This is a genomic window from Bradyrhizobium elkanii WSM2783 (assembly GCF_000472865.1).
GTDB classification, from domain to species: domain Bacteria; phylum Pseudomonadota; class Alphaproteobacteria; order Rhizobiales; family Xanthobacteraceae; genus Bradyrhizobium; species Bradyrhizobium elkanii_A.
In genome coordinates this window covers 23429-46327 of the sequence record NZ_AXAP01000053.1, presented here as the reverse complement: position 1 = coordinate 46327, position 22899 = coordinate 23429, and the positions used below count along the sequence as shown (strand labels likewise).

Sequence of the window (22899 nt, the reverse complement as noted above, 5' to 3'; positions counted from 1 at the left end):
GACGTCCCCGAGGGGAAACGCATTAGCTGGGCGCGCTGCCCAAATTGTCGGCACTTCGGGGGACGCTGCAGGACGACACATCAATCGATCCCCTTGCGCGCGGCATCGAGCGCGCCGGCCAAGAGTTCGAGCGCCTTCACGCGGCGCCGCCGTGCCAATCGCTCCTCGCCGACCTTTCGCTCATGCTCGCCGGCGATGAAGGCCTGGATGTCCGGCAACGGACGGATCGCGCCGCGGCTGCCCCATTGGCCGTCCGGCACCTCGGTCGGAAATACCCAGACGCGCGGCGCGACGTCCTCGAACGTGCCGCCGTCCGCACGCACCACGGCGTCGGTGACGTCCTTCACCAAGGCCCTGCGCGAAGCTTCCGTGTACTGCCCTTCGGGCACCGTCGGGACGATACGGTATCGCGGCGAGGCCGAGTGTTGGCCCGCGACATAGACGGCGGCCGGCCGATGCAGGTACACGACCGTCACGCTTTGGGCGATCTCATTGGTGGGGTCGAATCCCTCGTGCCCGATCAGGAGATCGCCGAGTTCCTTGATCAGCCGCGCTTCGGCTTCCGGTTTCAGCGCGCCCTCCGGAATGGTGACATCGATCATCGGCATAAAGACCTCCTGTGCTCGTTCGCAAGCCGAGGTCTAGATGCTGAGCGGTTCTGCCGAGAGTGGCAGTATCGCCATCTTTCGAGGAAATTCGGACAGGCGCGGCTACGCAGCCGGCGCAGCGCGGGCGTTACGGCGCGCGAAACGGCGTTGATATTCGCGAGGCGAAAGCCCGGTTTCGCGCTTGAACAGGCGACGGAAGGTGGAGAGATCGTTGTAGCCGACACGGGCGCTGACCGCATCGACGCTCAAGCCTTTGGTTTCGAGCAGCCTTTTTGCCACGTCGACGCGCAGCGCCTGCAGGTAATGGAGCGGCGCCTCCCCGGTCGCGAGCTTGAAGCGGCGATTGAGCGTGCGCTCGCTGACCGCAAGATGCTGCGCGAGTTCGGCGAGGCTGAAGCCATGTTGCAGTGACTTTTCCATCCAGCGCTGCGCCCGTGCCACCAGCGCGTCCGAATGCTGCGGCGCGCTCGGCGTGCTGGCGTAGGAGGTCTGCGAGACGCGGTTTGAGTCGATCAGCATCAACTTGCCGGTTTCCGCCGCCACTTCGAGGCCAGCAAATTTCTCAACCAGGCGAAGCGCCAGGTTGAGCGACGTCGTCACCGCGGCGGAGCAGACGATGCGGTTCTGCTCGGTCAGGATTTCCGAGACCCGGAGGTCCACTTCGGGGTAACGTTTGGCGAATGCCTTCGCCTTCGCCCAATGCGTCGTGGCAACGCCACCGTCGAGCAGGCCGGCCTCGGCGAGAATGAAACTGCCCGTACAGTAGGAGGCGAGCAGCGCGCCGCGCGCGTGCTGGCGGCGCAGCGCAGTGAGCAGCGGTTCGACAATGTCGATTCTTTCGAAGAAGCGCTCGATGTTGACAACGAAGGGTCCCGGCACGACCACCGCATCCGCGGCGGCACGTGCGCTGATCGGCCCGTCGACGTCGATGACCTGGCCCGAAGCGGTCTCGACCGGCTTGCCGTCCAGCGACTCGACCCGCCATTGCAGCAGCGGCGCTCTTGCCCCGCGATGGTGAGGCCGTTCTGCCCATACCGCATTGGCCGCTGTGAAGACGTCGATCGCCCCCGCCACGCCGGAGGCGAGGATGCCGTCATAGACCCAGATCCGGACGAGCGGCATGGTCCTGTCCGATTTTGCTCACGAGGGGGCGATACTGCCATCCCGCGTTCTGACGAACAAGGCGAACAACGAGGCCTGGAGGAAAATGCCCGGCCCCGACGACACTCCGCAGAGTCGTGGAATCCAAATTTGGAATCGCTCTAAGTCGTTACGCTGGAATCACTCTAAATCAGGCCGTTCGCGACATCGGGTCGCGGACATCTTGGCGTCGCCTGCGCTAGGCACTCCGGTACCGCGTGACATCCTGCCGGAGCAGCCTCATGATCAATTTTCGCGTCCTCGCCGCGTCAGCGGCGGCGCTGTGCCTGACCTTGCCCGCCGTCTCGACCGCATCAGCCGACAATGGCGAAGTCAACGTTTACACCTATCGCGAGACCAAGCTGATCCAGCCACTGTTCGATGCCTTCACCAAGGACACCGGCATCAAGGTCAATGTCGTCTCGGCGAGTTCGGGGCTGGAGCAGCGCATCAAAGCGGAGGGCGCCAACAGCCCGGCCGATGTGCTCTTGACGGTTGATATCGGCCGCATCGACGAAGCGGTACAGGCCGGCGTGACCCAGCCGATCAAGTCGGAGGTGGTTGAGAAGATCGTCCCGGCGCAATATCGCGATCCGGACGGGCATTGGGCCGGCATCTCCATGCGCGCTCGCGTGATCTATGCCTCCAGGGACCGCGTCAAGCAGGACAAGATCACCTATGAGGAGCTCGCCGACCCCAAGTGGAAAGGCAAGATCTGCATCCGCTCCGGCCAGCACATCTACAACAATGCGCTGTTCGCGGCCTACGTGGCCAAGCACGGCGAGGCCAAGGCCGAGGAATGGCTGCGTGGCGTCAAGGCCAATCTGGCGCAAAAGCCGTCGGGCGGCGATCGCGAAGCCGCGCGCGACGTCGCCGCGGGCAAATGCGACATCGGCATCGGCAACACCTATTACTGGGCGCTGATGATGAACAACGATCCCGACAAGAAGCCGTGGGCGGAGGCGACCCGCGTCGTCCTGCCGACCTTCGAGGGCGGCGGCACCCATGTCAATCTTTCCGGCGTGCTGCTCGCCAAGCATGCGCCCAACAAGGCCAACGCCGTGAAGCTGATCGAATGGCTCGCCGGCGAGCAGGCACAGCAGTTGTATGCCGACCAGAACTACGAATATCCGGTTCGTGCCGGCGTTGCGGTCAATCCCACCATCGCGGGCTACGGCACGCTGAAAGCCGACAGCCTGCCGATCTCGAAGATCGCCGCGAGCCGCAAGGCGGCGGCAACGCTGGTGGACAAGGTCGGCTTTGACAACTGACCTCTGGCGGCCCTCTTCTTCGCTACCACCCCCGCCTGCGGGGGAAGGCCAGGGTGGGGGCACTGCCAAGATTGTTACTGCTCGCGTGGAGAAAGCCCGCACCCGCGTGACGCGACGCGTCTACGCCGGCCGGGTCGCTGCGGCGATCGCGGTTGCGACGGCTGCGCTTGTCGCCGCTCCCGTCATCTCGATCGTGTCGCTTTCCATGCAGCCGGCGCCGGAAGTGTGGCACGACCTGATCAACTACGTGCTGCCGGCGGCGATGATCGACACCGCGCTTCTGCTCGCCGGTGTCGGTGCGCTGACGCTACTGCTCGGTGCCGGCACGGCGTGGCTGATCTCGCGCTATGACTTCCGCGGCCGCGGCATACTGCTGTGGCTGATGCCGCTGCCGCTGGCGGTCCCGACCTATCTCGCGGCCTATGTCTATGCCGATTTGTTCGAGCCGCTCGGCCTTGTCCATCGCACGCTCGCGATCTGGCTGCCGCTCCGTGACGCCGTGGGCTGGCTGCCCAATCTGCGATCCCTGCCCGGCGCGATTGTCGTGATCGGACTGGTGCTCTACCCCTACGTCTATCTGTCGGCGCGGGCGATGTTCCAGTTTCAGACGGCAGAATTCGCGGAGGTCGCGAAGACGCTCGGCGCCGGCAAATGGACCGTGTTCTGGCGCGTCTCGCTGCCGATGGCGCGGCCGGCGCTTGCGGTCGGCGTGGCGCTGGTGTCGCTGGAGACATTGAACGATATCGGCGCCAGCGAATATCTCGGCATCCGCACGCTGACGGTTTCGATCTTCACGACCTGGCTCAACCGCGGCAGCCTCGCCGGTGCTTCGCAGCTCGCCTGCCTGATGCTCGCCATCGTCGCCGGGCTCGTCCTCATGGAGCGCTACGGCCGCCGCAATACCAATGCCGAACTCGCCGCCGAAAGCCCGCGGCTCACGCCGCGAACACCGCTGGTGGGCGCTCGAGCGTGGTCGGTATTCGCAACATGCCTGCTGCCGGTGCTGATCGGCTTCGTCGTGCCGCTGCTCTATCTCGTGCATCAAACCGTCAGGCGCGGGCTGCTCGCCAATTTCGATGCGTCGCTGTGGCGCCACGCGTTCCACTCGGTCGCGTTTGCAACCCTGGCCACACTGCTGGCGCTGCTGCTCGGGTTCTCCACCATCATCGCCCATCGCTGGCGGCCAAGTCCGCTGGAGCATGTCGCGATGAACATCTCGCAGGCCGGCTACGCGCTGCCCGGCCTCGTGATCGCGCTTGGCCTGCTCGCGCCGGTGCTGGCCGTCGACAACGCCCTGAACGCGCTCGCCGCGTGGACGGGACGATCCCTGCCGGGATTGATCCTGATGGGCTCGGGGGCAGCCGTGGTGATGGCCTACACGATCCGCTTCCTGGCGGTGCCGACCGGCCTGATCAAAGCCGGCTTCGAGCAGATCCCACGCGACTATGACGAGAGCGCGCGCGCCGTCGGCGCCGGTCAGGCCACGATTCTGCATCGGATCCACCTGCCGCTGTTGAAGCCCGCCCTGTTCGGCGCCGCCATTATCGTGTTCGTCGATTGCCTGAAGGAGTTGCCCGCAACGCTTCTGCTGCGCCCGCTAAATGTCGAGACGCTGTCGACCTCGATCTACCAATTCGCCAGCCGCGGCAGTTTCGAGGAAGGCGCACTCGCCGCGCTGCTCATCATCGCCGCCAGCATCGGGCCGGTGGCGTGGTTGACACGCTTCTCCGACGTGCCCAACGGCCCGGCGTAGTCGCGAGGCGCACTCCGCTCTCGCCATCATTCCGCGGCGCGCGTAGCGCGAGCCCGGAATCCATCCATCCACTTGCGCTCGCGGAGAGATGGATTCCGGGCTCATCGCTGCGCGATGCCCCGGAATGACTGGGGGAGACATTGCGCAATCCTCTCCTCCGTCATGGCCGGGCTTGACCCGGCTACGCCGAGGCTTCGCCGGGCACTCTAATGTCAGTCCGGCGAAGCGATAGCGAAGACGGGCAAGCCCGGGCATGACGGCGTCATATCGTTCGCACGATTTTCCTTAAGCCAATCAACGTGATTTGCCCCGTCCACCCCTCACGCAAAAAACATTCCGCTTCCGTCGTCGGGCAAATCAGTGATTTAACTCCGCGCGTCTCACCCAGATGAGGGGCGGCTCGCGATCGTCACGAACGTTGCGGTGAGATGCGGTGGACGTGATGGGTGTGACTGACGAGCACGCGTATCACGGACGGCGAAGTCGTGTGGTCCTGGCGCCCCGACGCTGGCGCTAAGCTCGCGAGCAGCAAGAGCTGCCGCGGGTGACGGTGGCAAGAAAGCCCGGTCACCGAGGAGAGCACGAAGTAAGCCGTAAACCATCGCGCAGGGAAAGCCGGAATGCTTCGGTTGAACCTGTGGTCCTACCCCCGTGCTTTTTGTTGCACGGGACCCATGGGTGCAACCGGCACCCGGCTTTCCCTGCGCCCTCTGATTGACGAGAGGGTGACACGAGACGCAAAGCTCGGACGCAACGCGCCGCGAGAAGGCGGACTCACATCCACCGTTTGAATCACACGTAGGATGGGTAGAGCGAAGCGAAACCCATAATAGCGCCGTTTGCTCCATCGCGATGGGTTTCGCTTCGCTCTACCCATCCTACGGAAGTGCTGTTTGGAATTTGAATCAGCAATGACGATAGTGGAGAGAGTGTACGACACAACGCTTTCCCGGCGCCCGTTGATGCGCCCTCTCCCCTTGTGGGAGAGGGCTACTCCGGCGTCGGCAATGAAACTCATTTGGGTGAGGGGTCTCTCTCCACGAGCACCGTCGCCCGCGGGGACAACCCCTCATCCGTCGCGCATTTCATGCGCGCCACCTTCTCCCACAAGGGGAGAAGGGAAGAACCATCATCACGTGTTCTTCAGCGCCACCCGAAACTCGGCTTCGGTCTTGGACTTGACCTCGTCAAGCGTGACGCCGTCAGCGAGTTCGACCAGCGCCATGCCGTCCTTGCCGTGCTTGTCGATGGTGAAGACGGCCAGATCAGTGACGACCATGTCGACCACGCGTTCGCCGGTCAGCGGCAGCGAGCATTGCTTGAGCAGCTTCGGGCCGTCCTTGGCGGAATGCTCCATCACCACCACGACGCGCTTGACGCCGGCGACGAGGTCCATGGCGCCGCCCATGCCCTTCACCATCTTGCCGGGGATCATCCAGTTGGCGAGATCGCCGTTCTGGGCCACCTGCATCGCGCCGAGGATCGAAAGGTCGATATGACCGCCGCGCACCATGCCGAAGGAATCGGCGCTGGAGAAATAGCTGGTCGACGGCAATTCGCTCACCGTCTGCTTGCCGGCGTTGATGAGGTCGGCATCCTCCTCGCCCTCGTAGGGGAACGGGCCCATGCCGAGCATGCCGTTCTCGCTCTGCAGGCTGACGTCGATGCCTTCGGGGATGTAGTTCGAAACCAGCGTCGGGATACCGATGCCGAGATTGACGTAATAGCCGTCGCGCAGCTCTTTCGCGGCGCGCGCCGCCATCTGTTCACGGGTCCAGGCCATGGGACTCTCCTGCTAAATTTAGGCTGCGGGGCGCGGGCGGGTGTTGCGGAACTCGATCCGCTTCTTGCCGGTGCCGACCTCGACGATGCGCTTCACAAAAATGCCTGGGGTGTGGATGTGATCGGGATCGATCTCGCCGGCCGGAACCAGATGCTCGACCTCGGCCACGGTGATCTTCGCGGCTGTCGCCATCATCGGGTTAAAGTTGCGCGCGGTCTTGCGATAGACCAGGTTCCCGGCGGTGTCGCCCTTCCAGGCGTGGATGATGGCGAGATCGGCGAACAGGCCGCGCTCCATGATGTACTTCTCGCCGTCGAATTCCTTCACTTCCTTGCCCTCGGCAATCAGCGTGCCGACACCGGTCTTGGTGTAAAAGGCCGGGATTCCGGCGCCGCCGGCGCGGATGCGCTCGGCCAGCGTGCCCTGCGGATTGAATTCGAGCTCGAGCTCGCCGGCGAGATATTGCTGCGCGAACAGCTTGTTCTCGCCGACATAGGAGGAAATCATCTTCTTGATCTGGCGTGTCTCCAGCAGCCGGCTCAGCCCGATACCGTCGACGCCAGCATTGTTGGAGACCACCGTCAGGTTCTTGACCCCGGAGTCCCGGATCGCATCGGAGAGGGTTTCGGCGATGCCGCAGAGGCCGAAGCCGCCCGACATGATCATCATGCCGTCCTTAAGGATGCCGTCGAGTGCCGATTTGGCGTCGGGATAGACCTTGTTCATGAAAGAGGACCTGATCGAGAAAAGGCGCGGCGGCCGGAATTGGTTGAGATTATTAGGCGAAATCTTCGCAATGCGTCAATGACGCCCCGTTTCGCCATCTCACCTGCCTACAACCTCGACGACGGCCTTGAAAGCGTCAAGAAAACCCTTCAAGTTGCGTGGCTTGGCAGGGGCGCCAGGTGCGCTGCCCGGTTTTATTCGAAGATCCGATCATCTCAACCCGACCTGGATATGTCACTGACGATGGCCCAAGGAATGAAGCGCCTGGGGATGCCGATTGCGGCGTTTTTCGGCCTCGCGCTGCTTGGCCTGATCGGGACATCCTGGTTTCTGAACCGGGACGCCCTGCAGCAGGCGGTGGAGGCGCAAATCCGCGCCGTCACCGGGCTCGACCTCGTCGTCAACGGCCATATCGATGTCTCGGTGTTCCCCGGCAGCTATGTCTCCTTCCATGACGTCGGGCTGAAGGGCGGCGGGACCATCGACCCTGCGCTGCGGGTCGACGTGCTCACCGCCAATCTGCGCCTGCTGCCGCTATTGCTGCGGCGGTTCGAGATCGCCGACGTCATGATGCTGCGACCGCATATCCACGTCATCAGAAACGGCAAGGGCGACAGCAACTGGACGCCGTTCATCGACACCATCGCGCGCGCGATGAAACCCGGTGCCGAGAACCAGATGTCGTTCTCGGAGATTCGCATCCAGGACGGCATCCTCAATTATGAGGATGAGAGCAACCATGTCAGGGAGCAGCTCGGCGACATCGACCTGTCGCTGGCCTGGCCGTCGATCTCGCGTTCTTTTGCCGCAACCGGACAGTTCGACTGGCGCGGCGAGCGCGTCGACGGCTCGATCAGCGCTAGCGACTTCATCGCGCTGTTGTCAGGCGAGCGCTCGGGGCTGAAGGCGCGCCTTGCCAGCGCGCCGCTCAAGCTCGCCTTCGACGGCACGGTCGCCAACCGGACCAGCCTGATGATGGAGGGCACCGCGACCATCGACAGCGTGTCCTTGCGCAACGCGCTGCGCTGGATGGGACAGGCCCCGCCTGGCAGCGGCGGGTTCGGCCGCTTCACGCTAAAGGCGCGCGCCAATCTCGTCGGCGGCTCGGTGGCGCTCACCAATGTCAATGTCGAGCTCGACGGCAATGTCGCCGAGGGCGTGATGACCTTCGCCAACAATGGCCGGCAGACGCTGCAGGCGACACTCGCCGCGGGCAACCTCGATTTCACGCCCTATATCTCGACCTTCCGCCTATTGGCGAGCGGCCAGCGTGACTGGAACCGGCAATTGTTCGATCTGAACGCGCTCACCGCAACCGACCTCGACATGCGGCTGTCGGCGGCGCGGGTGACGGTCGGCTCGACCAGGCTCGGGCGCACGGCGCTGGGCGCCAATTTGCGCGGCGGCACGCTCGCGCTCTCGGTTGCGGAAGCGCAGATGTATGGCGGCATCGCCAAGGGCTCGCTCGGGATCGCGCGCTCGGATGCCATCGCGGATGTGAAGGCGCAGCTCGAGTTCATCGATGTCGACCTGCAGGCCTGCGCCAGCGAATTGTTCGGCGTCAGCAAGCTCACCGGGCGCGGCAATCTCAACGTCGCGCTGACGGCCTCCGGCTCCAGTCCGTTCGGGCTCGCGCAATCGCTCGATGGTACCGCGACGCTGAGCGGGCATGATGGCGCGATCGCGGGCTTCAATGTCGAACAGCTTCTGAAGCGGCTGGAGCGGCGGCCGCTGTCCGGCGGCGGCAATTTCCGCTCGGGCTCGACGCCTTACGACAATCTGACGATCGGCGTGCGATTCAATGATGGCGTCGCCACCGCCGAAGACATCCGCCTCGAAGGACCTGCGGCCAAGATCACGCTGACCGGCACCGCCTCGGTGCCGTCGCGGGAATATGATCTGAAGGGCGTCGCCAGCCTGAATTCCGCGCCGAGCGGCAGCAACGGTTTTGACCTGCCGTTCGTGGTGCAGGGTCCGTGGGACGATCCTTTGGTCTTCCCGGATCCGGAAAGCCTGATCCGCCGCTCGCCGGCATCGTCGCAGTTGCTCGATGCGGTGAAGGACCGCAAGACCCGCGACACCGTGCGCTCGGTGATCGAGCGCTTCACCGGCGGCCCGCGGCAGCAGCCCTCTGATGCCGCGGCATCCCCGACGCGAGCGCCGACGGCGGCCGAGAACGCCAAGCCGAATTGAACCTTTCGACTTTCGTCGTGGTTCAAAGGCGAACCGCGCGCGCCATCTGGATCAGGCCGCGGCCATGCGCTAGTCTTTTATCCAACCGGTTAAAAAAACCGGCATTAAGACAGGGAGAACAACGTGAAATCCAAGTTGGGTATTGCTGTGCTTTCTTTCGCGGTCGCCGCCATCGGGCTGATCCACGCGGCCGCGCCGGCACTGGCGCAGGAGAAGAAGATCACGGTCTGGTGGGGCAAGGGCTTCTACAAATCCGAGGATGACGCGCTCCTCGAGGCGATCAAGAAGTTCGAAGCCAAAACCGGCATCAAGGTCGAGCTGTCGCAATACGCGATCCAGGACATGATCCCGAAGACGGTGGCCGCGCTCGATTCCGGCACCGTGCCCGACGTCGCCTATTCCGATACGTATGACGTGCAGGCCGGCGGCAAATGGGCGTTCGAAGGCAAGCTCGAGGACCTCTCCGACATCCTGCTGCCGATGAAATCGGCCTTCGCCCCCAACACGCTGGAGACCGCCTACCTCTATAACGACCAGACCAAGAAGAAGGGCTATTACGGCTTCCCGCTGAAACAGCAGAGCATGCACGTCCAGATCTGGGGCGACATGCTGCAGCAGGCCGGCTTCAAGCCGAGCGATATCCCGACCAAATGGGCGGATTACTGGTCGTTCTGGTGCGACAAGGTGCAGCCGGCGATCCGCAAGGCAACCGGCAACCGCATCTACGGCGTCGGCCAGCCGATGGGCGTGGAATCGACCGACTCGTTCCAGTCGTTCTACACCTTCATGGACGCCTACGACGTCAAGCTGGTCGACGACGACGGCAAGCTCCTGGTCGATGATCCCAAGGTGCGCGACGGGCTGATCCATGCGCTCAAGGACTACACCGACACCTACATCAAGGGCTGCACGCCGCCCTCCTCCACGACCTGGAAGGACCCGGACAACAACGTCGCCTTCCACAACAAGACCATCGTGATGACCCACAACTTCACGATCTCGATCGCGGCGAAATGGTTCGAGGATTCCAACAACCAGGCGCTGACGCCCGAGCAGCGCGCCGCCGGCAAGAAGGCGTATGAGGAAACCATCATCACGGCCTCCTTCCCCAACAAGCCGGACGGCAACCCGATCAAGTACCGCTCCGACGTCAAGACCGGCGTGATCTTCACCGCGGCCAAGAACAAGGCCGAGGGCAAGGAGTTCGTCAAATTCCTGCTGCAGGAGGAGAACCTCGGGCCTTATGTCGAGGGTGCGCTCGGCCGCTGGTTCCCGGTCACGGTCGCCGGCCAGAAGAGCCCGTTCTGGCAGGCCGACCGGCACCGCAAGGCGGTCTACACCCAGTTCACCGGCGGCACCACGCCGTTCGACTTCACCAAGAACTACAAGTTCACGATCCTGAACAACGAGAACGTCTGGGCCAAGGCCATGAACCGCGTCGTCAGCGAGAAGGTGCCGGTGGACAAGGCCGTCGACGAACTGATCGCCCGCATCAAGCAGGTCGCGGGCTGACGTCAACAAGGCCGGCCGCGGTCGACGCGGCCGGCCTCCCTGTCACGGCGATCTAGGACGTGATGTAACACATGGCGATCACGCTTTCCGATCATGCAATCCCGCGCCCGCCGCTGTCGGCGCGGCTGTCGACGCCGCAAGTCTGGGGCATCGTGCTGCTGGCGCCCTATCTGCTCGTGTTCCTGGCCTTTGTGCTCTATCCCGTCGGTTACGGGCTATGGCTCGCGCGCCATCCGCAAAGCTATGTCGAGCTCTATCACGACCCGATCTTCGCGCGCGCCGCCGTCAACACGCTGATCTTCCTCGTCATCGGCATCAACGTCAAAATGCTGATCGCGCTGTTCCTGTCGGGCTTCTTCGTCCAGCAGCGCCACTGGATCAGGTGGCTGTCGGTGCTGTTCATCCTGCCCTGGGCGGTGCCGTCGATCCCGACCATCCTGTCGGTGCGCTTCATGCTCAATCCCGAATGGGGCGTGGTCAATCACATCATCTTCAGCCTGACCGGCGATGACGGCCCGAACTGGCTCAACGATCCGGCCGTGGCGCTGACCATGGCGATCGGCGTCCACATCTGGAAGTCGCTGCCGTTCTGGACGCTGATCCTGATGACCGGGCGGCTCGCCATCTCCAACGACCTGTTCGAGGCCGCTGCCGTCGACGGCGCGAGCTTCTGGCAGAAATTCCGCTACATTACATGGCCGTCGATGCGGACGCTCTACGTCACCTGCACGCTGCTCTCGATGATCTGGACGCTCGGCGACTTCAACAGCGTCTACCTCCTGACCGGCGGCGGGCCGGCCGACCTCACCCATGTGCTGTCGACGCTCGGCATCCGCTATCTCCGGCTCGACCAGCTCAATCTAGCGATGGCCTCGATCGTCTGCGCGCTGCCGCTGGTGCTGCCGCTTGTCTATTTCATGATGAAACGGTTATCGCGATGAAGCTGCCCACCCTGCGCGAGATCGGCACCGAGGCCAAGCTGCTCCTGATCGGCATCCCCGTCCTGATCTGGACGTTGGTGCCGATCTATCACATGTTCCTGTTTGCGATCTCGCCGAAGGAGGATGCGTTCTCCGGCAAGCTCTGGCCCGATCATCCGACGCTGCACAATTTCGAGATCGTGTTCCGCCAGCAGCATTACTTCCTGCGAGACTTCTGGGTGCAGTTCGGGAATTCGACCGTGATCGCGCTGGCGACCGGCGCGCTGACGCTGTTCATCGCAACATCAGCGGCGTTCTCGATCTCGCGATTGCGTACGCCCGGCGGCCGCGCGGTGATGAACCTGGCGCTGTTCACCTATTTCATCCCGGCCGCATTCCTTGCCGTGCCGATGTACCGCACCATGGGCAATTACGGACTGCTCAACACTCACTGGTCGCTGATCCTGGCGATGGTGACCATCGCCTCGCCCTACGCGATCTGGGTGTTGAAGCAAGCATCCGACAAACTGCCGGTCGAGCTCGACGAAGCCGCGACCATGGACGGCGCGACCACGCTGCAATTGTTCCGCCTGGTCTACGTGCCGCTGATGATGCCCTCACTGGTCGCAGTCGGCACGTACGCCATCCTGCTGGCCTGGAACGAATATCTCTATGCGTTCCTGCTGCTATCGAAGGACACCGACATCACGCTCCCCGTTGCGCTCGGCAATTTCCTCGCCGCCGACGATTCGCCGTGGGAGCTGTTGATGACGACCGGCTTCATCTACGCGCTGCCACCGGCGGCGATCTACTATGCCTTCAGGCGCTACATGGTCGGCGGCCTCACCGCGGGCGCGGTGAAGTCGTGACCGCTCACAGCGGCGCGGCGCTCTCGCCCTGGGAGCTCGACAATTTCGAAGCGAACGAGGCGATCACGATCAGGACGGCGATCAATGCGATCACCAGCGTGCAGATCGCGTTGATCTCCGGCTTCACCCCGAGTCGCACCTCCGAATAAATCCGGATCGGCAGCGTCGCCGAGCCGGGACCGGTGGTGAAGCTTGCGATCACGACGTCGTCGAGCGACAGCGTGAAGGCGAGCATCCAGCCCGCGACAATGGCGGGAACGATCAGCGGCAGCGTCACCATCAGGAACGCCTTCACCGGATTGCAGCCGAGGTCCATCGCGGCCTCCTCGAGGCTGCGGTCGAGCGAAGCAAGGCGCGACTGCACCACCACGGTGACGAAGCACATGGTCAGCGTGGTATGCGCGATAGTCACCGTCCAGAAGCCGCGCTCGGCGTTCAACGCGACGAACAAGAGGAGCAGCGAGAGGCCCGAGATCACCTCCGGCATCACCAGCGGCGAATAGAGCATGCCGGAGAACAGCGCGCGGCCGGCAAAGCGCTCGCCGCGCGCCAGGCCTATGGCCGCGAGGGTGCCGAGCAGCGTCGCCAATGTGGCGGAAACGGCGGCCACGCGCAGGCTCATCCAGGCGGCTTCCAGCATGGCGCGGTCATTGAAGAACTCGATGTACCAGCGCAGCGACCAGCCGCCCCACACATTCACCAGCCGCGACGCATTGAACGAAAAGATCACGAGGATCACGATCGGCAAATAAAGGAACGCAAGCCCGAGCGCGAGCGCGGTCATATTGAAGCGCGAAAGCCGATTCACGGTACGCGCCATCAGCGTCGGCCCTCGACCTGCCGGCGCTGCAGCCGGTCATAGAGCACGAGGGGCGGCACCAAGAGAAGCAACAGCGCGATCGCGACGGCCGAGGCCACCGGCCAGTCCTTATTGGTGAAGAATTCGAGCCAGAGCGTCTGGCCGATCATCAGCGAATTGGAGCCGGCCAGAAGATCGGGGATCACGAACTCGCCGACAATCGGTATGAAGCAGAGCAATACCCCTGCCCAGACGCCCGGCAATGACAGCGGAAACGTCACAAGCCAGAAGGCCTTCCGCGCCGAGGCGCCCAGATCTTCGGCGGCTTCCAGCAGCGTGCGGTCCATCTTCGCGAGCGTGGCGTAGAGCGGCAGGATCATGAACGGCAGATAGGAATAGACGATGCCGATATACATCGCGGTGTCAGTCGACAACCAGACAACAGGCCCGGGCACCAGATGCAATGCGAGCAAGATCCGGTTGAGCAAGCCGTCATGCTGCAGGATGTTGATCCAGGCATAGATGCGGATCAGGAACGAGGTCCAGAACGGCACGATGACAAGGGTCATCGCGATGCCCTGCCAGCGCTGCGGCAGCCGCGCCATGCCGTAGGCGATGGGATAACCGATCACGAGCAGGATCAGCGTCGACGTCGCGGCGACGACGAGGCTGCGCAGATAGGACAGGATGTAGAGATTGTCCGAGAGCAGCAGCCGGAAATTTTCCAGCGACAACTGCTCGAACGCGGCCTTGAACGCCGCCCATCCCTCGCCGAGGTCGAACACCGGCGTATAAGGCGGCTGCGCAATCGCGGTCTGCGACAGGCTGATCTTCAGCACAAAGCCGAACGGCACCAGGAAAAACAGCGCCATCCAGAGATAGGGCGCGATGGCGGCATAGCGCGCCGGACGGGCAAAGATACGGCGCGTGCTCATTGCTCGAGCACCACCCCATCGTCGGGCGTGAACCAGACAGCCACGCGCTCGCTCGAACCATAGCCATCCGCGTCAAGCCGCGCGGTATTGGCCATCACCGAGCGTACCACCGCACCATTGTCGAGCCTGATCCTGTAAGCGGTGAGGCCGCCGAGGTAATTGATCTCCGCGACCTCGCCCTCGAAGCGATTGATTGCTTGCAACGCGTCGGCACCGGACGCCAGTCCACGCCGCGATAATTTGATCTTCTCGGGCCGGATCGCGACGGTCACGATCTCTTTCATCACCGATTGGCGCGGTTCGGCCACCGTGATGATCCCTGCTTCACGCGTCGTGACCTTCAGCCTGCCCTGCTCGCGCGAGATGACCTGCCCCTCGAACAGATTGACGTCGCCGACGAACTCGGCGACCCAGCGCGAGGCCGGCGCCTCATAGAGGTCGCGCGGGGTTGCGACCTGCGCCAGGCGGCCGGCGTCCATCACACCGATCCGGCTGGCCATCGTCATCGCCTCTTCCTGGTCGTGGGTGACGATGATGAAGGTCATGCCAAGGCGGCGCTGCAATTCCATCAATTCTGCCTGCGTGCTCTCGCGCAGTTTTTTGTCGAGCGCGGCCAAGGGCTCATCGAGCAGCAGCATCTGCGGCCGGCGTGCCAGCGAGCGCGCCAAGGCCACGCGCTGCCGCTGGCCGCCGGAAAGCTGGTCGGGCTTGCGTTTCTCCATCCCCTCGAGCTTGACGAGCGCCACCATCTCGGCGACGCGGGCGGCGATCTCGCCGCGCGCCATGCCGGCGCGCCGCAGGCCGAATGCGATGTTGTCACGCACCGAGAGATGCGGAAACAGCGCATAGTTCTGGAACATCATATTGACGGGCCGCTCATGCGGCATCACCTGCGCGATGTCGCGACCAGCAAGCAGGATGCGTCCCTCCTCCGGTGTCTCGAATCCCGCCAGCATGCGCAACAGCGTGGTTTTGCCGCACCCGCTCGGGCCAAGCAGGGCGAAGAATTCACCGGCGCGGATATCGAGTGAGAGCTCGTTGACCGCGGTGAAGTTACCGAACCTTTTCGTCACGCCCTCGATGCGCAGCAGCGGCATGTCGGTCGCCCTCCGCGGCGCAGTTTTTTCCGTGGTCGAATTATTTGCGGTCTTCGCCAGTTCCTCAGCCATGATTCCCTTTTAGCCCGATCGTGACCGCAAGCTAGCGGCGGATCGCCACTGGCTCAACCGCCTCACGCAGCGTCTTCCGCAATATTGTTGTCACGGGCGTCTCTGCTAGATTTCGCCTTCACGTCAGGAGGACGAATGATGAACCGGGACCGCTACGACCTGCCGCTGACGACCGCTTCCGATCGCGCCGCGGCGCTCTACCGCGATGGCGTCGACTGTATCCTTGCGGCCTGGCATGGCGCGGATGCGGCCTTTGATGCGGCCATCGCCGAGGATCCCGATTTCGCGCTGGCCCATGTGGCGCGCGCCCGCGTCCATCAGATCAACATGGAAGGCGCGGCGGCCCGCGACAAGGCGGCAAAAGCCCGGCAATTGGCCGCCTCCGCGAGTCGGCGCGAGCAGCAGCATGTCGAGATCGTAGCCTCGGTGGTTGAAAGCCAGACCAGGCACGCATTGCAAGTGGCCGAACAGCACCTGACGGAATTTCCGCGCGACGCGCTGATCCTGTCGCTGCTGCTCGGCGCCTTCGGCCTCTACGCTTTCTCAGGACGCCCCGATCACGACGCGGCGCGCCTTTCGATCTGCGAGCGCTACGCCGCCGATTATGGCGAGGACTGGTGGTTCCTCACTTATCTCGGCTGGTCGCGAACCGAGGCGGGCGATGTCGTCACCGGCCGCGATACCACCGAGCGGGCCTATTGGATGAAGCCCGCAAATGCCAGCGCGGCCCACGCTCTGTCGCATGCGCTGTTCGAGCAGGGTGATCCCAAGGAAGGCCGCACCTTCCTGTCCGGCTGGCTGCCGGCACACGACCGCGTGAGCTTCTTGCAGGGACATCTTGCCTGGCACCTGGCACTGATCGCGCTCGAGGATGGTGACACTGACGGCGCGCTCGACATCTACGAGCGGCATATCAGACCGCAGGGGCGGCCCTATCCGCCGCTGAACATTCTGACCGATACCACCTCATTGCTGTGGCGGGTCTCGCTGGCGGGAAGGACCGGGCTTGACTTGCATTGGCAGGGAGTCGCCGCCTACGGCGAGAAATTCTTCCCGAAAGCCGGGGCGCATTTTGCCGATGTCCATCACGCATTGGCTGCCGCGGCGAGCAACGGCGGCGCTCTGGAGCCGCGGCTTGCCGAAATGGAGGCGCGGCACGCCGAGGGCAAGCTGGCGCCCGGCGCTTCCGCGATCGGACTTTGCCGCGGTATCCAGGCATTTGCCTCGGGCGACAACGAGGGCGCCGTGCGCATCCTCGAGCCGTTGATGCCGGAACTGGTGCGGATCGGCGGCAGCCACGCCCAGCGCGAGCTTTGGGAGGACACATTCATCGTCGCCTGTCTTCGCGCGGGGCGCGGCGAGAGAGCGACAAAGCTGATCGCCGACCGCCTGCACCGGCGGCCATCCCGCCGCGACGAAGCTTGGTCGCAGCAGGCAGGTCGAAGCAGGGCGCTCAGCTAGTATCTCCAGATTGTCTAGGATGGTTCCAAGCCGAGCGCTTGCGCGCTCTCCATCCAGACCGGCAATTCCCTCTGATACAAAGCGTTGCTTTCCCTAAAGCCGAGCGCCGGTTCGAGCACGAAGGTGCTGAGAACTTCCTTCACTTTCGGATCGTTATTGGCTGCCACGCAGAGTTCCGCCAACCGGTCGACGATCGGCTGCGGCGTCGCCTTCGGCAACGCCCAGCCCGTGAAGCCGCTCACGGTGAAGAATTTCGCTGTCGCGCCTTGCTCAGGTAAAGTCTTGATGTTCGGGATCGCGTCGACCTTCTTCGAATGCACCGCGAACACAATGCCGCGATTACTCTGCAGGACGGTTTGCGCAGCCGTGTAGCTGCCCATCGCGACATCGAGCGTGCCTTCCGCCAGCCCCGTCCACATTGGCGCTTCGCCACGGTAATGGATCGGTTCGATGTTGAGACCATATTGCTTGTTGAGCTCATTGATCGTCATGTGCGGGGCCGAGCCCGCGCTATAGGTGCCGAAGTTCACCTTGCCGCTCTTGCGCGCGAAAGCGACGAATTCGTCCAACGTCTTGACGCCGGCCTTCGGGCTCGCGACCAGCAGCAGCCCAGCGCCCGGGATGATGCTGACGAGCGTCAGATCCTTGTCCATGTCGTAGCCGGGGTTCTTCATCATCACCCTGTTCATCACATAGGTGGTCGAGATGGAGCACAGGATCGTGTGGCCATCCGGCTCCGCGCGCGCGACTTCCGCGGCGCCTATCGAGCCCGAGGCCCCCGCTCTGTTCTCTATGACGACAGTCTTTCCCACCTGCCTGGAGATGAATTCGCCGAAGGCGCGCGCGAGCAGGTCGGTCTGGCCGCCGGCCGGATAGCTGCAGATCATACGGATTTGCCGCGACGGCCACGCTTCCTGCGCCGCGGCCCTGCGCAAGAGGAACGGCATCGCTGCCGCTGTCGTACCCGCAGCAATGAAATGACGGCGATCAAGTTTCGCTGACATGGCTCCCTCCCTGAATTTTTCATCAGGGTATCGCATCGTCCGACCTCGGCCAGGGGCGAAAGACGGGACAGATTGGCGCAGAGGCACGTCAGAAGCGAACGTTTACGAACGTCCGTTTGGTCATTTTTGAAAGTCGGTGTCGGCTTGCCGGCGTCGCTTCATTCCACGACGCGGCACTGCGTAAGCTTGAACTTTGCCAAGGCGCATTGGGCCGTCCGTTCGCTCACACACGCCGGATGGGATCGGAAGTCGATGCTCAGGGGCTTTTTCTGCTGACGATTCCGTCGGCTTCGAGGGCCTGAGCGATCTGCTCGAGGATTGCCTCCGTCGAGTTCTCGCCCGATGCCAGAGTCTTATTTGCCAAACTGAGCTGCGCTGGCGCAGGCTGCTGGCCCAAGGACGCGTTCGCCTTTGGCACCAATTCGCCGAGTTCCTGCTCGACGCGGCTCCAATCCCGCTGATCCACGGCATCCTCCGCACTGATCAATTGCAAGACTACAGCGGAAGGTCTCGGGCGAAAAAGTAAAAGAAGCGCGATGGTTAAGACCGGACTAAGCGGGCCGCGACGACACACGCACCATGCCGAAAGGTCATAGCGTGCTCACGTGAACGAGATGCACGCTCGAGTGAAGCGCGTCTAACCAAGACTACCGGTCTTGCGCACGAGCTCCACGACATTGCGGCCGTCACCGACCGATGCCGCGTACTGGCCGACCGGCGCCGGCTTGCCGATCAGGTAACCCTGGACCGCGTCGCAACCCTCCTTTGCCAGGAAGTCCAGCTGCTCCTCGGTTTCCACGCCCTCGGCGACGATCGACATGTGCAGGCCGTGGCCGAGATCGATGACAGCGCGGACGATCGCCGCCGATTGGGGGTTGCGGCCGAGATTGATGACGAAGGCGCGGTCTATCTTGATCTTGTCGAAGGGAAACGCCTGCAGGTAGCTCAGCGAGGAATAGCCGCTGCCGAAATCGTCCATCGAGATGCGCACGCCGAGCGCCTTCAGCCGCCTGAGCAGCGCCAGGCCGCGATCGAAATCCTCGATCAGCACGCCCTCGGTGATTTCGAGCTCGAGCCTGTCCGGCCGCAACCCGGTTTCGAGCAGGATCGAATGCACGAGGCCGACCAGATCGCCGTGCATGAACTGCGCCGGCGAGAGGTTGACCGCGATCTGCAGCTGTTGCTTCCAGGAGGCTGCTTCGCGGCAGGCCTCGCGCAGGATCCATTCGCCCATCTCGACGATCAGGCCGCCTTCTTCCGCCAGCGGAATGAAATCCGCGGGCGAAACGAAGCCGCGCACTGGATGCTGCCAGCGCGCCAGGGCCTCGAAACCGATCACCCTGCTCTCGTCCACCGTTGCGCCGGCCGCGGCCAGCGGCTGGTAGTAGAGCGATAATTCGCCGTTCCGGATCGCGGCGGAGAGATCCTGATGCAGCACGCGCCGGTCGCGGATCTGCTGATCCATTTCCGGCTCGTAGATCGAGATCGTGCCCCGCGATTTCGCCTTCGCGCGGAACAGCGCCGCGCCGGCATTGGCGAGCAGCGAGGCGGCATCCGCGCCGTTGTGCGGGAATACCGAGATGCCCGCGGTGACGCCGGTGCGGACCGATTTGCCGTCGATTACGAATTCCTGGGCGAGCGCCTCCGCCACCTGCTCGGCCAGGACGATGCCGGCGGCCGGCTGCTTACCGTCGATGATCAGGCCGAACTCATCGCCCGAGAGGCGCGCCACCACGCCGCCGCGCGCCGAGGTCTGCAGGCGCCGGGCCACCTCGATCAGCAATTTGTCGCCGATCGCATGGCCAAACACGTCATTGATCTCTTTCAGGCCGTCGAGGTCGACGCAAAGCACGGCAAATTCCTCGTCGGTGCCGCCACAGGCCTCGATCATCTGCGCCAGCGCCTGCAGGAAAGCGGCGCGGTTCGGCAAATCGGTCAAACCGTCGTGATAGGCCATATGGGCCATGCGGGATTCGGTCTGCCGCCGATCCGTGACATCCTCATGCGTCTTGATCAGGTATTGCGGCTCGCCGCGCTCGTCGAGCACGGTCATGCGGCGGGTCAGGAACAGTCGCAAGCCGTCCTTGGTCGAGATCGGATGCTCCTCGGTGAGCAGGCCGCGTTTCTTGATCGCAGCCTCGTCGCGCGCGATGATCAGCTTGGCCTCGCGCGGATTGAAGATGTCCGTCGCCGTCAGGCCGGTGGCATCCTCGCGCCGGCGGTTGAGGATCGTCTCAGCCGAGCGGTTGGCGAGCAAATATCGGCCGTCGCTGACGCGCTCGACGATCAGCGAGACCGGAATGTTGTCGACCACGAGTTCGAGAAACTTCTTGGCGTTCTCCAATTCCCGCGACAGCGAACGGCGGTCGGTGACATCATCGAACAGCGCGATCAGGAATTCCGGCTCGCCCTTCTCGTTGCGCGCGATCACGCGGTTGGAAGCGAGGATGCGCCGCTCCGGGCCACGCTCGACCCAGAACTCGTTGCGGAAGGAGCCTTCTGGAGCTTGAAGCGCCGCCTTGTCGGCGGCCGCGATGCTCGCGGCGCTCTCGGGACTAAAGATCTCGTCGGCGCGCTTGCCGACGATGCGATCGCGCGAGAAGCGCGAGAACCGCTCGAAGGCGCGGTTGGCGAAGATGTAGCGGCCGTCCTCGATGTTCTTCGCGGCCACGCAGACCGGCACGTTGTCGAGCACCGATTCCAGGAACTGGGTGGTGGATGCGAGCTTGCGCGACAGTTGCCGCTGGTCGGTGCAGTCCTCATGCGTCGCGATCGATCCGCCATTGGGCAGCCCGAAATGTCGGACCACGACCGATTTGCCGTTGGGCAATTCCGTCACCATCCCCTCGGGGTTGGCGGCCCGGATATAGAACTCCGCAGGCGTGACATCCATCAAGCCGCGCCGGTGGCGCATTGCCAACAGTTCGGGCCCGGTCATGTTGCGCGGTATGTCGGAGCGCGACAGGCCATAGATCTCGAGATAGCGGTCGTTGCAGAACACGATCCGCTTTTGCGCATCGGTCATCACCACGCCCTGGTTCAGATGGTTGAGGGCGGAGCTGACGAAGGCATTGCGCCGGAGTTGTATGCGCTGCACCCTTCGCAGCGCCGAAAGCACCGAGAGCGTGATCGCGCCCACGAAGGAGGCGACGACGATGCCGCCGATCAAAAGCTCCCAGACCAGGTTCGGCCCGAGCGAACCGATATCGCTCGATGGGACCAGGCCGGCTGACGCTGCGAGAGCCAATGCAGCCGACGCAATGGCCACGACAAGGCAGACGACGGCCGGCGCCGGAATCAGATTCCTCCCGCTTCCCTGCGCTTTCTTGCCAGCCATTCCGTCACCTTGCGGATTTCCGCATTACAGTCTCTGGCCTTGGCAGTTTGGATCGGGTAAACGCCGCGCGATGCAACCGGAAAATGTGACTTAATTTAGGGCAATTGCCCTGACATGATTAATGCCGCACTAATGCCGGTGCGCCACGAAGCCTATTTCGAGGCAATCCGGGGCGTTGCTACCAAGGCGCAGATGGACAACAACAAGCAGAACCCTATTCGCGCCGATTTCCGGGCTTGAAGGATCCATGGACAGAGTTGATTGCGTCGTCATCGGAGCGGGTGTGATCGGGCTCGCCGTCGCACGCCGCCTCGCACAAGCAGGGCGCGAAGTGATCGTGCTGGAAGCCGCCGAGGGGATCGGCACCGTGACCTCCTCGCGTAACAGCGAGGTGATCCATGCCGGCATCTACTACCGTGCCGGCAGCCTGATGGCGCGGATGTGCGTCAGCGGCAAGCACGCGCTTTACCATTATTGCAAGGAGCACGGCGTCCCCTATCGCAATTGCGGCAAGCTGATCGTCGCGACCACGCCGAAAGAGACCGAAAAGCTGCAATCGATCCGCGCCCATGCCGAGGCCAATGGCGTGCGCGACATGGAGCTGCTTTCGGGCGAATCCGCCCGCGCGATGGAGCCAGCGTTGAACTGCGACGCCGCACTGCTGTCGCCGTCCACCGGGATCATCGACAGCCACGCCTATATGCTGGCGCTCAGGGGCGATGCGGAGGCCGCCGGCGCCGCATTCGCCTTCCATACCCCGCTGCTCCGCGCCAAGGCGGCGGCCGGCCGGATCGAGATCGAGGCCGGTGGCGAAGCGCCGATGACGCTGGAATGCGACCTGCTCGTCAATGCCGCAGGCCTCGGGGCGCCGGCGGTCGCGCGCGGCATCGAGGGTATGCCGCTCGAATTGATCCCATGCGCCTATCTCGCCAAGGGAAACTATTTCAGTTGCAGCGCGCGGGCGCCGTTCTCGCGGCTGATCTACCCGGTGCCCGAGCCCGGCGGGCTCGGCGTGCACCTCACCCTGGACATGGCAGGGCAGGCCCGCTTCGGCCCGGATGTGGAATGGGTGGAGAGCATCGATTACGCCGTCGATCCCGCGCGCGCGGACCGCTTCTATCCGGCAATCCGCAAATATTGGCCCGGGCTGCCGGACGGGGCACTGATGCCAAGCTATTCCGGAATCCGACCGAAGATCGTTCCGCCGGCCGTGGCGACGCAGGATTTCCTGATCCAGGGGCCGCGCGATCACGGCGTCACTGGATTGATCAATCTGTTTGGTATCGAATCGCCCGGGTTGACGTCGTCGCTCGCGATCGCCGATTACGTCGGTGAGTTCGTGTGAGCAGTCGCAACATCGACCACGGATGAGCGCTTCGGCGCCCATCCGGCCTGAAGTGGTGTACGTTGCGATATGTT

At 63.7% G+C, this 22899-nt stretch carries 19 protein-coding genes; 9 read left to right on the top strand and 10 right to left on the bottom strand.

Features of this window, described 5'->3' with window-relative positions; all coding sequences use genetic code 11:
- Nucleotides 1-80 precede the first annotated feature (80 nt).
- Entirely contained in the window at nt 81-608 is a 528-nt protein-coding gene (locus YY7_RS0133515) for a tautomerase family protein (RefSeq protein ID WP_028167027.1), read from the bottom strand.
- Nucleotides 609-710: 102 nt separating this feature from the next.
- Entirely contained in the window at nt 711-1730 is a 1020-nt protein-coding gene (locus tag YY7_RS0133510) for a GlxA family transcriptional regulator (RefSeq protein ID WP_028167026.1), read from the bottom strand.
- A gap of 260 nt (nt 1731-1990) precedes the next feature.
- Here YY7_RS0133510 and YY7_RS0133505 point away from each other — a divergent pair, with 260 nt between their 5' ends.
- Both YY7_RS0133505 and YY7_RS0133500 read left to right on the top strand, forming a co-directional pair.
- A complete protein-coding gene (locus YY7_RS0133505) occupies nt 1991-3019 on the top strand; it encodes a Fe(3+) ABC transporter substrate-binding protein (protein ID WP_028167025.1) in 1029 nt (342 codons plus the stop codon).
- Nucleotides 3020-3125: 106 nt separating this feature from the next.
- Nucleotides 3126-4772: an ABC transporter permease gene (locus tag YY7_RS0133500; protein ID WP_028167024.1), complete on the top strand. Its 1647-nt coding sequence runs from the start codon at nt 3126-3128 to the stop codon at nt 4770-4772.
- Between the two features lie 1132 nt (nt 4773-5904).
- Here the strand turns inward: YY7_RS0133500 and YY7_RS0133495 are convergent.
- A complete protein-coding gene (locus YY7_RS0133495) occupies nt 5905-6555 on the bottom strand; it encodes a CoA transferase subunit B (protein ID WP_028167023.1) in 651 nt (216 codons plus the stop codon).
- 18 nt (nt 6556-6573) lie between these two features.
- Nucleotides 6574-7281 (bottom strand): CoA transferase subunit A, encoded by a 708-nt coding sequence (locus YY7_RS0133490; protein ID WP_028167022.1) that lies wholly within the window; start codon nt 7279-7281, stop codon nt 6574-6576.
- Nucleotides 7282-7524: 243 nt separating this feature from the next.
- Between YY7_RS0133490 and YY7_RS0133480 the strand changes: the two genes are divergently transcribed.
- The 4 genes from YY7_RS0133480 to YY7_RS0133465 all read left to right on the top strand — a co-directional run bounded on the left by YY7_RS0133480 (nt 7525) and on the right by YY7_RS0133465 (nt 12775).
- Nucleotides 7525-9474, top strand: a complete 1950-nt coding sequence (locus tag YY7_RS0133480; protein WP_028167021.1) for an AsmA family protein — start codon at nt 7525-7527, stop codon at nt 9472-9474.
- A gap of 123 nt (nt 9475-9597) precedes the next feature.
- Nucleotides 9598-10986, top strand: a complete 1389-nt coding sequence (locus YY7_RS0133475) for an ABC transporter substrate-binding protein (protein WP_028167020.1) — start codon at nt 9598-9600, stop codon at nt 10984-10986.
- A 71-nt stretch (nt 10987-11057) separates the two neighbouring features.
- On the top strand, nt 11058-11927 hold the full coding sequence (locus YY7_RS0133470) for a carbohydrate ABC transporter permease (protein WP_028167019.1): 870 nt from the start codon (nt 11058-11060) through the stop codon (nt 11925-11927).
- Nucleotides 11924-12775, top strand: coding sequence for a carbohydrate ABC transporter permease (locus YY7_RS0133465; protein WP_028167018.1), 852 nt, complete (start codon nt 11924-11926; stop codon nt 12773-12775). The genes YY7_RS0133470 and YY7_RS0133465 overlap by 4 nt, the downstream gene beginning before the upstream one ends.
- Before the next feature lie 4 nt (nt 12776-12779).
- On the opposite strand, the gene YY7_RS0133460 is transcribed toward YY7_RS0133465, so the two are convergent.
- From YY7_RS0133460 to YY7_RS0133450, 3 genes are read right to left on the bottom strand one after another with little or no spacing between them, the layout of a single operon-like run.
- Nucleotides 12780-13595, bottom strand: a complete 816-nt coding sequence (locus YY7_RS0133460; protein ID WP_028167017.1) for an ABC transporter permease — start codon at nt 13593-13595, stop codon at nt 12780-12782.
- A complete protein-coding gene (locus YY7_RS0133455; protein WP_028167016.1) occupies nt 13595-14509 on the bottom strand; it encodes an ABC transporter permease in 915 nt (304 codons plus the stop codon). The genes YY7_RS0133460 and YY7_RS0133455 overlap by 1 nt, the downstream gene beginning before the upstream one ends.
- On the bottom strand, nt 14506-15678 hold the full coding sequence (locus YY7_RS0133450) for an ABC transporter ATP-binding protein (RefSeq protein WP_028167015.1): 1173 nt from the start codon (nt 15676-15678) through the stop codon (nt 14506-14508). Before YY7_RS0133450 ends, YY7_RS0133455 begins: the two co-directional genes overlap by 4 nt.
- Before the next feature lie 135 nt (nt 15679-15813).
- On the opposite strand from YY7_RS0133450, the gene YY7_RS0133445 reads away from it, so the two are divergent.
- The gene (locus YY7_RS0133445) at nt 15814-17139 is read left to right on the top strand and encodes a tetratricopeptide repeat protein (protein ID WP_035691558.1); all 1326 of its coding nucleotides are present in this window, start codon (nt 15814-15816) and stop codon (nt 17137-17139) included.
- Nucleotides 17140-17153: 14 nt separating this feature from the next.
- On the opposite strand, the gene YY7_RS0133440 is transcribed toward YY7_RS0133445, so the two are convergent.
- From YY7_RS0133440 to YY7_RS0133430, 3 genes are all read right to left on the bottom strand, one after another.
- Nucleotides 17154-18143: a Bug family tripartite tricarboxylate transporter substrate binding protein gene (locus YY7_RS0133440; RefSeq protein ID WP_028167013.1), complete on the bottom strand. Its 990-nt coding sequence runs from the start codon at nt 18141-18143 to the stop codon at nt 17154-17156.
- A 256-nt stretch (nt 18144-18399) separates the two neighbouring features.
- A complete protein-coding gene (locus tag YY7_RS0133435; RefSeq protein ID WP_155255412.1) occupies nt 18400-18609 on the bottom strand; it encodes a hypothetical protein in 210 nt (69 codons plus the stop codon).
- Between the two features lie 171 nt (nt 18610-18780).
- Nucleotides 18781-21480, bottom strand: coding sequence for a sensor domain-containing protein (locus YY7_RS0133430; protein WP_028167011.1), 2700 nt, complete (start codon nt 21478-21480; stop codon nt 18781-18783).
- 114 nt (nt 21481-21594) lie between these two features.
- On the opposite strand from YY7_RS0133430, the gene YY7_RS64530 reads away from it, so the two are divergent.
- Both YY7_RS64530 and YY7_RS0133420 read left to right on the top strand, forming a co-directional pair.
- Complete coding sequence (locus tag YY7_RS64530; protein WP_283807029.1) at nt 21595-21720, top strand: hypothetical protein; 126 nt, start codon at nt 21595-21597, stop codon at nt 21718-21720.
- A 7-nt stretch (nt 21721-21727) separates the two neighbouring features.
- Nucleotides 21728-22825, top strand: coding sequence for an NAD(P)/FAD-dependent oxidoreductase (locus YY7_RS0133420; RefSeq protein ID WP_028167010.1), 1098 nt, complete (start codon nt 21728-21730; stop codon nt 22823-22825).
- Nucleotides 22826-22899 lie beyond the last annotated feature (74 nt).

What these genes read in the sequence shown, in the direction of transcription:
- YY7_RS0133515 (WP_028167027.1), bottom strand. Translation starts at nt 608, where the DNA reads ATGCCGATGATCGATGTCACCATTCCGGAGGGCGCGCTGAAACCGGAA.
- YY7_RS0133510 (WP_028167026.1), bottom strand. Translation starts at nt 1,730, where the DNA reads ATGCCGCTCGTCCGGATCTGGGTCTATGACGGCATCCTCGCCTCCGGC.
- YY7_RS0133505 (WP_028167025.1), top strand. Translation starts at nt 1,991, where the DNA reads ATGATCAATTTTCGCGTCCTCGCCGCGTCAGCGGCGGCGCTGTGCCTG.
- YY7_RS0133495 (WP_028167023.1), bottom strand. Translation starts at nt 6,555, where the DNA reads ATGGCCTGGACCCGTGAACAGATGGCGGCGCGCGCCGCGAAAGAGCTG.
- YY7_RS0133490 (WP_028167022.1), bottom strand. Translation starts at nt 7,281, where the DNA reads ATGAACAAGGTCTATCCCGACGCCAAATCGGCACTCGACGGCATCCTT.
- YY7_RS0133480 (WP_028167021.1), top strand. Translation starts at nt 7,525, where the DNA reads ATGGCCCAAGGAATGAAGCGCCTGGGGATGCCGATTGCGGCGTTTTTC.
- YY7_RS0133470 (WP_028167019.1), top strand. Translation starts at nt 11,058, where the DNA reads ATGGCGATCACGCTTTCCGATCATGCAATCCCGCGCCCGCCGCTGTCG.
- YY7_RS0133465 (WP_028167018.1), top strand. Translation starts at nt 11,924, where the DNA reads ATGAAGCTGCCCACCCTGCGCGAGATCGGCACCGAGGCCAAGCTGCTC.
- YY7_RS0133460 (WP_028167017.1), bottom strand. Translation starts at nt 13,595, where the DNA reads ATGGCGCGTACCGTGAATCGGCTTTCGCGCTTCAATATGACCGCGCTC.
- YY7_RS0133455 (WP_028167016.1), bottom strand. Translation starts at nt 14,509, where the DNA reads ATGAGCACGCGCCGTATCTTTGCCCGTCCGGCGCGCTATGCCGCCATC.
- YY7_RS0133450 (WP_028167015.1), bottom strand. Translation starts at nt 15,678, where the DNA reads ATGGCTGAGGAACTGGCGAAGACCGCAAATAATTCGACCACGGAAAAA.
- YY7_RS0133445 (WP_035691558.1), top strand. Translation starts at nt 15,814, where the DNA reads ATGATGAACCGGGACCGCTACGACCTGCCGCTGACGACCGCTTCCGAT.
- YY7_RS0133440 (WP_028167013.1), bottom strand. Translation starts at nt 18,143, where the DNA reads ATGTCAGCGAAACTTGATCGCCGTCATTTCATTGCTGCGGGTACGACA.
- YY7_RS0133430 (WP_028167011.1), bottom strand. Translation starts at nt 21,480, where the DNA reads ATGGCTGGCAAGAAAGCGCAGGGAAGCGGGAGGAATCTGATTCCGGCG.
- YY7_RS64530 (WP_283807029.1), top strand. Translation starts at nt 21,595, where the DNA reads ATGATTAATGCCGCACTAATGCCGGTGCGCCACGAAGCCTATTTCGAG.
- YY7_RS0133420 (WP_028167010.1), top strand. Translation starts at nt 21,728, where the DNA reads ATGGACAGAGTTGATTGCGTCGTCATCGGAGCGGGTGTGATCGGGCTC.